This is a genomic window from Bacillus cereus group sp. MYBK227-1, from assembly GCF_051916325.1.
GTDB classification, from domain to species: domain Bacteria; phylum Bacillota; class Bacilli; order Bacillales; family Bacillaceae_G; genus Bacillus_A; species Bacillus_A cereus.
Window position 1 is genome coordinate 87,798 of the sequence record NZ_JBQAGK010000007.1, and the last position, 14,314, is coordinate 102,111.

Genomic DNA, 14,314 nt, shown 5'->3' on the forward strand with positions numbered 1-14,314 from the left:
GGATACCACAAACACCAAACAAGCTTGACAACAAGAGATTACAAGTGTAATATTCAGTTACAGATTACAAATGTAATACGAGGGGTGTAATATAAACTAATGAAAGAATTACCTAAAATTTCAGAAGCTGAGTTAGAAGTAATGAAAGTACTGTGGTCAAAATCTCCACAAACGGCAAATGAAGTGATTGAAGAGTTGGAGAAGAATATGGATTGGAAACCCAAAACGATTCGAACACTAATTAATCGATTAGTTCACAAAGAAGCAGTTGCTTATCATCAAGATAAAGGGCGAATGTACGCTTATTATCCTTTGGTTTCGCAAGATAGTTATTTACAAGTAGAAACAAAATCTTTGCTAAAACGTTTCTATGGTGCAGCATTTAAACCTTTACTTGTAAATTTCTTAAAAGAAGAAAAGCTGTCTTCAGAAGATATTAACGAACTTAAACGTATTCTGGATGAGAAAACTGAGGAAAATCAGAGGAAGGATAGATTATAGTGATAGAAAAATTTATAAATATCTATCTACCTGCTTTTTTTGATTGGATGATTGAGACCACTATTATGGCTAGTATATTAGTGGGCCTAATCTTATGTATTAAGGTCTTGTTTAGAAATAAGTTAACTCCACGTTGGCAATATATGCTGTGGATCATATTAATTATAAGACTTGTATTACCTTGGTCGCCAGATAGTTCCTATAGTATCTATTCTATTCTTACTTACAAGAGTGATGATGCATTCATTTCTAGCCAAAACCCTGTAGCTAGTTTTCTTTCAAAAGAACGCATGCAAGAATTGAAAGGTATAGACGATACAAGGATTCTCACAAAAGAAGGTACTTATACCTCAAGTTCAACAAAAACTAATCAGGCAAACAAGACACAAACACACAATAATGAAAAGCATGCTGATGAGACGATTTCGTTTTATACAGTCTTTATATGCATTTGGCTTACTGGCGTTATCCTTCTAAGTGTTGCTACTTTTATAATGAACAGGCGTTTATTACTTTACATAAAAAAACAACCTGTTATTACAGATGAGAAGATTGTCCAGATTTTTGAAAAGTGTAAGCAATCTATGTCTATTCAACGGAATATCCCTCTATTTGTATCTGGAAAGGTTTCCAGTCCAACGGTGTTCGGATTTATTCGCCCCAAGTTGTTGTTATCCAGTGTACATATGAAGATTTTAGATGAACAACAATTACGATATATTTTTTATCATGAATTAGCTCATATCAAGCGAAGAGATGTTGGTGTGAATTGGCTTATGCATGGGTTACTCATTTTAAATTGGTTTAATCCCATTCTATGGTATGCCTACTCATGTATGCGGGAAGATCAAGAACTAGCATGCGATGCATTAGCTCTTACATGTATAGATTCAGAGGAACAAATTGCGTATGGACATACTATTATTAGTCTATTGGAACACTACTCAAGTTATTATCAAGTACCAAGTATAGCAAATTTTAGTAAAAACAAGAGAGCGTTAAAAAGGAGAATTCTAATGATTAAAAAATTCCAAAAAAAATCATATCGTTGGTCTGCGATAGGGGCTGTGGCAGTGATTGCAGTATCATCTGTATCCTTATTAAACGCCCATGCTGATCAGCCGACTAACCCTGAGAAACAACAATTAGAAGTGAAAAATAATATGAAAGAATTAAAAACACGAACAGATGCTCCTATACAGCGAATTGTAGAAAAAATGATTGGTACAAAAGAACAAGCAGAAGCAGAATTTTTTGTTTCCGAAGGAGACTATAATACTTTACTTACAGAGATTGGAGTGGCGAGGAATCTGTTTACGAAAGAAGAATTTGATCGATTCATTACATTGGAAACAGAAGCACATATTTTAGATAAAAAAGTAAGGCAAGTAGGAAGTCCTGAAAAGTTAGACCCAGAAGAGGAAAAAAAATATGAGAAAAACAGTGAAGAAATTGGACCATTTAGAGAGAAAATTCATTCGCATTTTAGATTAACTAAAAAGGAAGCACAGAAATATGTTGATTTTCCAATTAACACCCCAAGTTATGTGGTAAAAGGGTTTAAATTAACTGGAGAAGGTGTTAATACACCGATGACTACTGGAAAAATGAATCCCGATTTTATTTATGAATATCAAAATGAAAGTAAAGATAATGTATATATTGTGCACCAATCTGCAGTTACTGCTGAGGGAATAGAATTCTCGAATAAAAAAGCGGATTATAATGAAAAGGTAACAAATTATGAATTAGAAGGTACAAAAATAACCTTAGTTGAAAGTCTTGATACAGAAGAAACCTATAAAGTAATGCAAATGATTGTTCCTGCAAAAGGAAAGAATAGCGCTTTTCAAGTCTTTATTATTGCAGGTGATTTAAGTAAAGAAGAAACAGAGAAAGTTATGCTGTCCTTTCTAAAATAAAAATAGAGTCTCAGGATCCCTTTCTTGAGGCTATATTTTTTAGCTTAAACGAAACCTATAAGTGGGAAGAGAAATTAGTATAGTCTATATAATAAAAAAGTAAAATGATATTTAGTTTTGCTAGCTTGATTGAGGTGGATAAAAAATAACAATTTAAAACATAAATTGAATCTAGGTAGGTATATTGTATGGAGAACAGGAGGGAGTATAATTCAAAAAGAAGTAATGGAAGAATACTAGCAAATGGTGATGTATTTTACCGCTATCACCTGGATCTCTAGTATTACCTCATCATTTAGATATAGTTTTACTTGAGATGAAGTGGTTTGAGGTAGCAGATTCATATTAAAGCCAATTCCAGTGATCCATCTAAATTAGGAGAGAATAACTCATACTGTCAACTGATGCGAAAACGTGGAAAAAGAAGCTACTTAGAAGTAAAGAGATTACTGTTATTGAATATACAACAGACTATAGTAAAGCGGTAGAAAAAGAAGAATACAAGCTAATAATGTATTCTTAAGTTTTTAAAGGACGTGAAATGAATATGAAACCGGTTTTAAAATATATAATTATTTCCCTTGTTTTTTCAATAGTAGGGGTGTGTTGGGCGCTGTTTGACATCTTTATGTTAGATGCAGACTGGCTATTGATTTGGATAGGTGTATTAATGGCATATCTATCGTTGTATATCGTGATAGGTCTATATAGTAGAAAATCGTACGACTCAAAATTGGCTAAAGTGCTTCTAAAAACAATAATTACAACCTTTAGTTTTGGAGCATTAGGAATATCATTCGGAGTTGTACACATGATATTAGGACCATTGAGCCTTACTTTAATGACATGGTATTGGTTTATAATGCTATTTTTATATTTAATACCCATAATATTATTAGTGATTTTAGTATTGGTAAATTGTAAAAATCATAATTTTCCTGGGGTATATAGTATACTTATACTTGTAAATATACTTCTTACGTTATGGCCGTTATTATGGCCGTTATTTATTACTTTTATGGGTTCTGGTATGAATGCAAGTGCAGGATGGTAGCAGCTCCACAGATTATAAAAGGGTTAAAAGAAAAAGGTTATGAACTTGAAGCTTATAACCAGAATAATCATTTTCCAATAAACTTCTGGCATGATAACCGAATATAAAAAATTATTTATTAGTTAAATGAATGGAATAAGAAATTAATGCAGGGTTTAAATATTTGTAAGAGCGTGTTTAGCAAAACATATAACAACACACTATTTTAACTGGCTATTTTTTATTATATAAATTTTAAAAATAGTATTGATTAAATGAAAAAGAGAGTTTTGCTCTCTTTTTTTGCATTTCAGCAAAACCTAATTAAATGTGAACTGAAAATTCATTTGGAATTTATATTAGTAGCGAAAGATATTCAGGAAGTATCTACTTTCGTGTCTACAAAGTATCCACTTTCATGTCTTTCTACATTTATGAAGTAAGAGGGGAGGTCTACTTCCCATCTCATCAAGTGTTCGTTAAATCCTTATTTAACGAACACTTCGAGAGATGGGTGTGGTATAATATTCGTATACTATAAATAAGGAGCTGTACTTAATGCAATTAACTCAACAACAGTTTTTTGAAACATATAACATAGATGCACAAGAGTTTGAAAATGCAGAAATCAGTTGGGATAGTTTATTAGAAATACATACTGATTACTTATCATATAAGGAATCACTAAATGCCACAGCAGAATACTTATCAAATAGGTTACGCACACATCCAGAAGCTCATACTGTTAGATCTAGAGTTAAAGATCCTGAACATTTAATAGATAAAATTATTAGAAAGATTATAAGAGAAAAAAAGCGTGAAACCAATTATAAAATTGATATTAACAACTATAAAACTGAAATAACTGATTTAATAGGAATTCGAGTTCTTCATCTCTATAAGGATCAAGCTGCCCCTATTGATAAATTCATTCGAGATAATTGGAATTTACAAGAAACTTGTACTATTTACTACCGTGAAGGCGATTACTCGAAACAAGAAGAACATGAAAATAATGAATTATTTAATTTTAAGGTACACCCTTGCGGCTATCGCTCATGGCATTATTTAATAAGCTCACAAGCGACAAAAGACGTCCATATTGCTGAAATTCAAGTAAGAACCATTTTTGAAGAAGGTTGGAGTGAAATCGATCATCAACTAAGATACCCTAACCATATCAACGACGAATCTCTAACAAAACAACTTTTGGTTCTAAATAGAGTTGCTGGAAGTGCTGACGAAATGGCAACTGTAATAAGAGAAATAGTTGCTGAAAATAAAATAAAACAAAAATCAATCGATGAATTAAAAACACAGCTTGACAAACTGATGAAGGAAAATAATATTGAAAAAGCTGTTAAAGAAGAATTCCGGAAAAAAGTTGAAGAGCTTCAAGATCAACTGGCACTTAAATTACCAAATAACAGATGGTTTAATAGTCCTATAACTATTGGAGAAGCACCAACTCCTGCTTCATCCTCCCTATTTAAAGGCAGCGAACAAATAGTTATTGATTTTAAAGCAGGTGAAACATATGACATTAAGCAATATTTAAATGGTTATACACATCCTGCACTCGTTAAAAAAGCAGAGAAATAACTGTTCGTTAAAAGTGTATTTAACGAACAGATGTTCTTGATTCATAGGATTATGTATAATCTATAAGTTTATAAAAATATAATTTAAATTTATATATTTTATAGAAATCCCCCACCTTCACTTCGTTTAGAAGTAAATGTGGGGGATTTCAACACTGTTAATTAATCATTTTTATATTTTTCAATATACAATTTAAAGTATTAAGAAATTTCCTTTATCCATATCCAGTTACCTCAAATATATCTAGACTATGATCAATCAAGTATTATCTTAACTAAAACTTATCATAATGTGAATTTGCTTTTATTATTCCTTCATTCTCCAATATTATTTCTTTAAAAACTTGCTGTTTATCTTGAATACGTTCTGAAACTTTTATAATTATAGGCAAAATCTTTTCTATTACTTTTTGTTTTTTCTCTTCCTCCAAAGATATAAGCCAACAATTAAATTTATCTTGTTTCTTTTCAAATATTTCTTCTGATAATCTCAAGTCACCAAGTTCATAAATAGCACTTACAAACTCTTCATAGACTTTCTCATTCATTTTTAATCACTTCCTTACAATAAAAACCTAATATTATTACATTTAGTAAATAGGATTATTTTTTCTTTATCTAATCATTGATCTCATCATGTTCATCTGATTATTAAGCAATGAAGATGCAACTTTTAACCTTTGATATTTATCTACATTTCCATCCTGTTTTTCTTTATTATAAAAATCAATATAGCCAATTTTTTTATCTAAATCATTTACGCGAGAATTTATATTTTTGATTCGATCACTAATAATACTATTATCACCAAAGATTTCCTCAAATGATTTCCCCATCATTTTCCCTAATCCTTGAGAGCTAAAGAAGAATTGTTTTGCAGCCTCTGAATGCTCCTCCAAAGCTTTTGTTAGTTTTGCATCATCTACTTTCATTATTCCTTCCTCTGTAAGTTGAATGCCAAAAGTAGATAAGTAATTACCACCTTGTGAAAATCTAACTACATTATTCATTTCACGGTAGATATCTGCAATTACCGCATGACCATGTAAACTTCCCATCGGACTAGCATACTCTTCATAGGACAAAACAATATTATTATAATCTACAACCATTTTTTTGATTAGTTTAGTTGCATCTGACACACCAGAATTACTTACTGTAAACTTTAATTCTTTATTTTTTCCGTTGGTATTTTCTGTAGTTACTTTTAGTAATTCAATCTCTACATCAGGAAGTGGTTTTAATGTGTTACTATCACTTGTTCCTTCAATACCATTAAGAATATATTTCGCATCTTTCGCTGTATTAATGGTATTAAGTACAAAGTTTTGTGTAGTATTATCAGGTGCATCTATTTGACCAGTTTCCACTGGGGTATAAAACATCTTTTTAAATAAATCTGATGTACCATCCTTTAATTCAATTTTACTTGATTCACCAACTTTTTTAGCATGCATAAAAATTTTATCGCCCTGTGTGTAAGCAGTTACTCCATAATCCCCATTATTAATTAGGTGAATTAAATCCTTGTATGTCATATCACTATTTATCTTTAAATCTTTATCGCTAATTTGTAATACATCATTTATCTTCAACTTCTCATCGACATTAATAACATTTGAAACAATTTGATGATGCTCTGCAAGTTGTGTAACTATCATATGAAATGTTCCCTCAATAGCATCACCGTTTGCCTTCACTTTAATATGTCCCTCTTGTGATGTTGTTACTTTTTTCTCTTCCCCTTTAAAAGTAGCCATTTCTTTAAGCGTTTGTGAAAAAGAATTAAATTCTGATTTTAAATTCATGTATACTTGTTTATCTTTTAAAAGTTCATCTTTTTCATTTGTATAAGTTTTATTTTTGATTTCAAACTCGCTTTTTTCTGTACTTCGCATTTTAGAGGTTCCCATTACATCACTAGATACATTCCAAACACGTGGTCTACCCATAAAACTTGTAAATTTTGTGCCTAACATTTTTAATTCATTCCTTTTCAATGTATTTTTAGGGAAACTTGTAATCAGCTATATCTCAAATCTCCCTAAAAATACACCTAAAATTCTAGATGAGGAATAATATTTTGGTTTTTATTAAATGGAAATTAAAATTAATTTAAACAACTTATCCTTTACTTTTTTGCACGTTATAATTGGGAAAAAGCATTAATAATACTTTCAATAATTTCTTCGGACTTTTAATATGTATACACTATGTATATACATAGTGTATACTCCTCTATCAGCAAAAAAACACTTAATAGGGTGTTTTTAATTTTACAGATACTTAGTGTTAAGAAAAGCCTTCATTCTAAATTCTGACTTAACTTGATTTTTTCATTCCATACGTCATAAGTCGCCATACCTTCTCTAGTGGTCCCATTTTAAAGAATTTAAACCAAATAAAAGTATAGATAACTTGGATGACAAATATGAGAACCGCAATCCAGACAGTTTGTGTTGGTAATACAAACTTAATATTCATAAAGGATATGATAATTGCTCCAATTAAACTTTGTGCCACATAATTCGTAAGAGCCATCCTTCCTACATAGGCTACAGGTGTAAGCATAGTAGAAACTGTTTTATTTTCTAATAGTAAAAACATTGTACTTAAGTAGAAAATAACCGTTGGGATGGTACTTAATGAGATGATTAGAGATAATTGTTTGCTTTCAGAGTAAGACGCGTACCAAATCCAAGCGAAACCTCCAATAACCAAAGGTATTGTTCCGAATTGAATCCGTTGAATATGTTTTTCTAGTTTCCCTACATTTTGAATCCAATTCGCCTTTGCTACTCCAAAACCAGCTAAAAACATAATGAAAATCAAAGTAATTTCTGATGCTATAGGCTGCGCAATCGATACAAGTTGTTGTTGTTCAGGAAACAGAATTTGTACTATTATCGCCATTAAGTAAATGAATGAAATACCACCTAACCATTTAAATATTGTTGAAAGAGTGGCATTGTAAAATGGAAGAAGTAAAAAACCAAGCAGTGCATAGAGAGGTAAAATTGTTTCCCAAAAAATAAACATATGCACAAATCCTATGAGAAAAAGCGAAAGTAGGCGACGTGTGAATCTTCTCCTAGGATTATCACCTCGTGCTTCAACACGTGAAGTGAAAATAAAAAACCCTATCCCAAATAAAAATGAAAAGATAGAAAAGAATTTCTTAGTAATGAACATATAAATCAAAGTACGAACTAATGCATCTATACCACTATACTTCTTAGGAATAGCTTCATCCATTACCCCTTGAAATGCTTGTATATTAATAAATAAGATACCTAATAATGCAAATCCGCGAATAGTATCTAATGATACTATCCTCCTGTTTGCAGATAAAGTTGTATTCATATTTTCCTCCTGTTATAACTTATTTGAGTAGCATCCATTAACTGAACTAATTTTTTCTTCTTTTTGAAAGTTTTTTACTTCCATTTTCATCTCCAAACCGGACGGTTCGGTTCGAAGATGATGTAATAAATATTTTTATACCTTTCTCATCAAATCCAATTAATTCATACTGTTAATTTGTAAATCCATCACCTAATTTGTCTTTCGGTTTTCCACATAGTATTTATTTGTTCCAACACGGCTAAAGTTACAAGCTGTTAACACTGTTGGAAATACGAGTAAAATACTGATATTTACTATGTTTCGTTTTCCTTCATTCATCTCATTTCTATTACTATTATTAATACAAACCCTTCACTAAAAAAATTCAATAACATGACATTAATATTACACTTTTGTAAGGTAATAAAACATTCAACAGATACTGTAAGGTCAACCAATACATAATATAAGGGATCAGATACGTCCGCAGTTCTTGTTTAACATAATATTTTTTCCCATAAATAAATGTATTTCATTTAGATAGTATTAATTTTTTGTAATAGAATCTATTGATTCACTGAAAACATATACTTCTTATAAGTTTTCCGAACCGATAAAATAAGTCCTAGCATTATCATATTTGAAAATAAAGAACTTCCTCCATAAGAAAGAAATGGAAGTGCAATCCCTTTTACAGGCATTAACCCAATAATCATACCTATATTTTGAAAAATTTGTAATGTTAAAATCCCAATTGTTCCTGCACAGATTAATGTTCCAAATAGATTATCGGCTGAATAGGCAATGATAGTTGTACGATAAAGAAGCAGCAATAATATAAAAACAACAGAAGCTGCAATGATAAATCCACCTTCTTCAGCAATAGTAGCAAAAATGAAATCGGTATGTTTCTCTGGTATATAGACATTCCCATATCCAAGACCTTTACCTTCCATTCCCCCACTTCCCACAGCTAAAAGGGATTGTTGTGTTTGATAACCTTGATCGGTATGTTCAAATGGATTTAACCAACCTAAAATACGTGATTGTTGATGGGGTTTTAACAAAGGAATCAATTTATTGAAAATAATATCTGGATAATAAAAATATATAAATATTAAAGACGATAATATAGTTACTGGTATGGAAATGCATATCGCCACTAATTTTTTTTGAACCCCAGACATAAATAAAACACATGCAATTGAAGCAGCATATAAGAAAACCATACCTGTATCTGGTTGTTTATATACAACTACTATTGGTGGAATCGATACTAACATAATTTTCCCCACTAAGATTAAATCGCTTTGAAATGTACGTACAATATATTGTGTATTATGTTTTACCGCTAGACTTGCTACCAGTAGAAGCAAGGAAATTTTAAAAAACTCTGAAGGCTGTATTTGACCAATACCAGGAAAAATAAACCATCTTTTGGCTCCTAATCTTTCAGGAGTGAAACTAGATACTGGTAGTCTATTTAGTAATATAAGGGAAGCAAAACCAACAATATAAATTGGCCAAGATAATTTTTGTAATTGATCCACATCCAAGTTTGCAACTAGTATTAATAACACAGCACCTATCACATAATTAAGAGCTTGTTTCATAGCAAAGTTTGACTCGCCATATTGTCCTGTTTGCTGACTACTATATATAGCAGTTATACTCGTAATGCATAATACACATAATATTAAAATTATTATTAAATCTAAACTTTTAAGAAAATCAGTATATCTCTTCATAATGTACTCCTGTCTGCTTATTTATGATATATATATTTTATTTAAACATTTCATTCACCTCCCAAGATTGATTCGCATTACATATAAGTATTACATTTAATTAGTATCCAATCTATTTAATAACCTTACATTAAGATGACAGTGTTGTAAGGTTGTCTATGCAAGTAAATAATTAACAACTTTACAAAATGTCATCTGTAAAAGTCCCCCTTTACTAATACATAATCATCATTGTTTTTGAATCTAAATTTTCACCTTTATCTACCCCTGAAGAACAATTCAAAACAATTAAAAGACTACCTTATTTAAGATATCTTTCATTTAATCACTATGCCGAATGCCTGGCTGGTTAGATAATTCCTAGGGTTAACCATTACGTGAGTGGAATATTCCCTTCTTCTTAGTACGCTGACTCGCCCTAGCTTATTGTAGTTGAAACCACAATAGCTGTTTGATAATCTTCTAATGATTTCTTCCTTACAAATCTTGCTTTTATTCACATTCTATTTAGTATCTTTAAAACAACACTTGCCAATATAGTAGTTCCTGTATAAATGTGATTTACATTCTTCATGTTTTTTGATAAAAATTCAGACCTTTTTAAAGAAAGATTGGGTAGATTGGCATGATTCACATTCTCCATAAGGATACAGCGGAGATACATGTAATTTCGAGCAAATGCTTACTTTTACTTCTAAACCAACTTAAAATCAGGGTTTTCTCTAATCGACGGTCCAACACAATGTAACAAAAATATTAGTTTTAAAAAATCCATCCTTTCGAAAGGATGGATTTTTTAGCATACATTAATTAAACCAAAAGCTAATCACAGACAAGAAGACGCAGAATCCTAAAATAACTCCTACTACTTTCATATGACGCTTACGGCCCATTACAACAATTGCAATATATTCCCGAATCATAGCATTTGGCCAGTAATAAAAAGCGGTTTTTGAACCGATTCCTTGGCTATTGAGCCCAGCTTGTCTTGCATATAAACCAGCACGGAATAGATGGAAATTATTCGTTGTAAAGATGCTCTTATAGTTATTTTTTAATGAATCCATAATTCGTTTTGAAAAGAGCATGTTTTGGTACGTATTATCGGACTGATTTTCTTGAACTGTATGCTCAATCGGAATTCCTTTTTCAACAGCGTATTTTTGCATCGCTTCCGCTTCAGGAATGTTTTCATCGGGTCCTTGTCCACCAGAGAAAATGATTGTAGGTGGAGTAGTGACAGCAGCCTGTTTCCAGTAAAAATTAATCGCTTTATTAATACGACTCGCTAAAAGTGGTGGTACTTTATCGTTAATTAATCCACTGCCAAGAACGATAATAAAATCTTGATTGCGCCGTGGTCTATTAAATTGATAGAGAAAATACGCTGTTAAGAAAATTGATATGTGTAAAAGAAAATAAACCATAATCAAAATAACTCCTGCAAAAATCGGTTGGAAATGAGGAGAGAAAAATCGATTTGGCTCAAATATTAGGGCCAGTATAGTGAGTAATATTCCCAATCCAGCAATTAATGTTAAGCAGTTCGATAAACGCCGTCCTTCTTTTCTCATTAAGATTCTTGCGTTAAGAAATAGTCCAATCATTAATGCAAATACACCAAAGGTTAACATTAAGAAAATGATAATAAACGGTATAATTGAAATAATTCTCAATATCGGTTCATTTGATCTGAAACCCAAACCAATGAAAAGGATAAGCGTTGAGCAAAAAAATAAGTTAAATAAAAATCCGATTATTAAACTTCTGGGATCCCTTACATAAAAGAATAGAAAAATAAGGAATAAAATAAGTGTAACATTTCCAAAAAACATCAATTTTTTAAACACCTCAATTTTTTTATAAACATGCTATCTTTTTAGACCCTCTTCATAAACTTATACACCAAGCAACGCTAAAATATACAGTAAAAGGTAATTTTAGCGCTATTTTTCATTTACTTCATTTTTTTCGGCACTCTACATATAGATGGTAAACCTGTTGACCACAGCAAGACTTTATCAATTTCCCTTGTATTATTTAAATCGATGTTGGGAATCTTTTTAAACAAATAAAAAACATAATGATAAGGACTTAAATTGTTCTCTTTTGTAGTTTCAATTTCACTATACATGATGGCGCTTCCTCTAGTAACTCGAGGTGTATTTGAGAACATCCAACTTCATTTTAAAACATTTGTAATATAAAGTTTACTTCTGTAGTTATCGGTTTCTAAACGACTGTCTAATAAGAAAACCTCAAGATAATTTTATCGGTTCAAACAACAGGAGCTGGCCTTTCCTAGCCTACTTTTATCTAGAACACGATTTTTCTGTTTACGAAGCTATGGTAAAAAAAGTCCAAAATGGGCATGATTCTTTTAACTCTCTTATATTGTTCTTTAGGACTGACATTGTAGTTAGTAATTATTGAAATTCATTCCCTATATAAACAAAGGAGCTGATTCAAAAATCAACTCCCTCTATATTATTTCACACCTAATTTTTCTCTTACCTTAGCAGGAAGCTCATCTTTTTTCACTTCTTCCCAAGCTGTTACACCTTTTTTATCAGAATAGTATACACGTAGGAACGCTTCTTTACGAAGGTTTTTCATAGCGTTAAATTCCATTTCTTTTTCGTTACCATCTTTATTAAATGCAGGTAACTTGTACTCAAATGATTTGAAAGGCTCACCATCATCAAATTTTTTATTCTTCTCCGTTCCGTCAACTGTAATTTGAACATAGTACTCATCTTTTCCCATACGGTTCAAGTCACAGCCAACTAACATTGTAGCAAATACAACTAAAATACTAAAAAATACAATATATCTTTTCACGTCATTCACCTCATGTGTTTTTTATTACGTCGTTATCATAACCTCTTCTCTCTTGAGGAGAAATTCAAAAACATTACATACGCATTACACTTTTGTAAGATAATAAAAAATAAAACTTTTTATATTTCCTCTTATAGATTTAAATGGACATTTAATTTGATTTATGGTGAAAGTTGTATTATTTATGTTAAGAAAACTTTATTGGGTTCTCCTTTAGGATTATTTTCACCTCTCTGGTCATAATTTGTAGGACAACTAAAATGAATCATTTTCATTCATTTTAGTTGTCTGTTAAATTACACTAAAGAAACAACACCATGTACTCTTCATCATAGTATCCATAGAAATCCTTTAATGATTTTTTTTCTACCGCATATGTTTTGAAACCAACAGATTGATAAAGTTGCTTTGCAGCTTTATTATTTGAAACGAAACTTAAATGTAATTGTTCAATATTCAGCTCCTTTGCTTTAGCAATTACCGCTTGTAATAATTTTAATGCATGCCCTTTCCTCCTATACTCGAGATCAACATACATTCCAGTGATATATGCCTTATGTCGAATAAGTAATTTTTCTTTTAACAATAACGTCACTACTCCAAGTAGTTTTTCTCTTTCATTATAGATTCCAAATGTATACCTAGAAGGTGACCTAAGATCCTCTATAATACCTTCAATAGGGTTTTGCTTTCTCCTAGTTTCTTTATGGATTGTCACAAATGCTTCAGAGTTTATTTGAATTGCCTGCAGTTGCAAGTTCCAGTATTTTAATGCATCCTGTTCAGCTAATGTGTTAATCATTTTCTCCTCTCCTTTATTATTATGTTCATTTCTATCATACGAGTATAGATGTATATACATCTATTTATATTCCTTACAAAATCATTACATTTTTGTAAGGTTTTCTTGTGAAGTCTCTTTCTCCATTAAATATTTCATATTTAATGGTATAAACTTAGCCCATTATAGAACCTTTTAAATAAGTTTAGACTAGCAAAATCTCCACGATTGCTGACAGTAAAAAAACAAAAATTATTCCTATTGCTAGACTATGATGCTTATGATACTTTACAACAATAGAAATGTATTCACGAACCATTACATTAATCCAATAATAAAATGCCGTTTTTGAACCAATTCCATGGCTTCTTAACTCTACTTATCTGGCATATAAGCTAGCACGAAATAGATAGATATTATTATTTGTAAAGATCCTATTATATTTTTTAACTTTAAGTAAATCGATTATTTTTGTTGGAAAAGTAAATTCTATTATGTATTTACAGAATGATTTTCTCTTAATGTATGCGCTACAGACAAAC

Annotated in this window: 11 protein-coding genes and 1 pseudogene; 5 read left to right on the forward strand and 7 right to left on the reverse strand. The window is 30.9% G+C overall.

Translation table 11 applies throughout. From position 1 onward, the window contains the following. The first annotated feature begins 99 nt into the window (after positions 1-99). The 5 genes and pseudogenes from ACTFRM_RS24725 (at position 100) to ACTFRM_RS24745 (ending at position 5,058) form a co-directional block, all read left to right on the forward strand. On the forward strand, positions 100-501 hold the full coding sequence (locus ACTFRM_RS24725; protein WP_088021374.1) for a BlaI/MecI/CopY family transcriptional regulator: 402 nt from the start codon (positions 100-102) through the stop codon (positions 499-501). Next, the gene (locus ACTFRM_RS24730; RefSeq protein WP_440043692.1) at positions 501-2,423 is read left to right on the forward strand and encodes a M56 family metallopeptidase; all 1,923 of its coding nucleotides are present in this window, start codon (positions 501-503) and stop codon (positions 2,421-2,423) included. The genes ACTFRM_RS24725 and ACTFRM_RS24730 overlap by 1 nt, the downstream gene beginning before the upstream one ends. A gap of 547 nt (positions 2,424-2,970) precedes the next feature. Then, the gene (locus tag ACTFRM_RS24735; RefSeq protein ID WP_000805757.1) at positions 2,971-3,477 is read left to right on the forward strand and encodes a DUF3902 family protein; all 507 of its coding nucleotides are present in this window, start codon (positions 2,971-2,973) and stop codon (positions 3,475-3,477) included. Further along, a pseudogene (locus tag ACTFRM_RS24740) lies at positions 3,477-3,584 on the forward strand (polysaccharide deacetylase); the annotation flags it as partial. The gene ACTFRM_RS24735 and the pseudogene ACTFRM_RS24740, both read left to right, overlap by 1 nt. Before the next feature lie 430 nt (positions 3,585-4,014). Continuing rightward, complete coding sequence (locus ACTFRM_RS24745; protein ID WP_440043694.1) at positions 4,015-5,058, forward strand: RelA/SpoT domain-containing protein; 1,044 nt, start codon at positions 4,015-4,017, stop codon at positions 5,056-5,058. Between the two features lie 274 nt (positions 5,059-5,332). Here the strand turns inward: ACTFRM_RS24745 and ACTFRM_RS24750 are convergent, their stop codons facing one another. The 7 genes from ACTFRM_RS24750 to ACTFRM_RS24780 form a co-directional block, all read right to left on the reverse strand. Continuing rightward, positions 5,333-5,605: a flagellar biosynthesis protein FlgG gene (locus ACTFRM_RS24750; RefSeq protein ID WP_087952102.1), complete on the reverse strand. Its 273-nt coding sequence runs from the start codon at positions 5,603-5,605 to the stop codon at positions 5,333-5,335. 66 nt (positions 5,606-5,671) lie between these two features. Continuing rightward, on the reverse strand, positions 5,672-7,036 hold the full coding sequence (locus ACTFRM_RS24755) for a flagellar hook-associated protein 2 (protein ID WP_440043696.1): 1,365 nt from the start codon (positions 7,034-7,036) through the stop codon (positions 5,672-5,674). Positions 7,037-7,379: 343 nt separating this feature from the next. Then, on the reverse strand, positions 7,380-8,420 hold the full coding sequence (locus tag ACTFRM_RS24760) for a DUF418 domain-containing protein (RefSeq protein ID WP_087952100.1): 1,041 nt from the start codon (positions 8,418-8,420) through the stop codon (positions 7,380-7,382). Between the two features lie 548 nt (positions 8,421-8,968). Continuing rightward, positions 8,969-10,150, reverse strand: a complete 1,182-nt coding sequence (locus tag ACTFRM_RS24765; protein ID WP_000833378.1) for an FtsW/RodA/SpoVE family cell cycle protein — start codon at positions 10,148-10,150, stop codon at positions 8,969-8,971. 806 nt (positions 10,151-10,956) lie between these two features. Continuing rightward, the gene (locus ACTFRM_RS24770) at positions 10,957-11,985 is read right to left on the reverse strand and encodes a YdcF family protein (protein WP_002183167.1); all 1,029 of its coding nucleotides are present in this window, start codon (positions 11,983-11,985) and stop codon (positions 10,957-10,959) included. Positions 11,986-12,637: 652 nt separating this feature from the next. Continuing rightward, positions 12,638-12,991, reverse strand: a complete 354-nt coding sequence (locus ACTFRM_RS24775; RefSeq protein WP_000833213.1) for a YxeA family protein — start codon at positions 12,989-12,991, stop codon at positions 12,638-12,640. A 301-nt stretch (positions 12,992-13,292) separates the two neighbouring features. Beyond that, complete coding sequence (locus ACTFRM_RS24780) at positions 13,293-13,793, reverse strand: GNAT family N-acetyltransferase (protein ID WP_000611126.1); 501 nt, start codon at positions 13,791-13,793, stop codon at positions 13,293-13,295. Positions 13,794-14,314 lie beyond the last annotated feature (521 nt).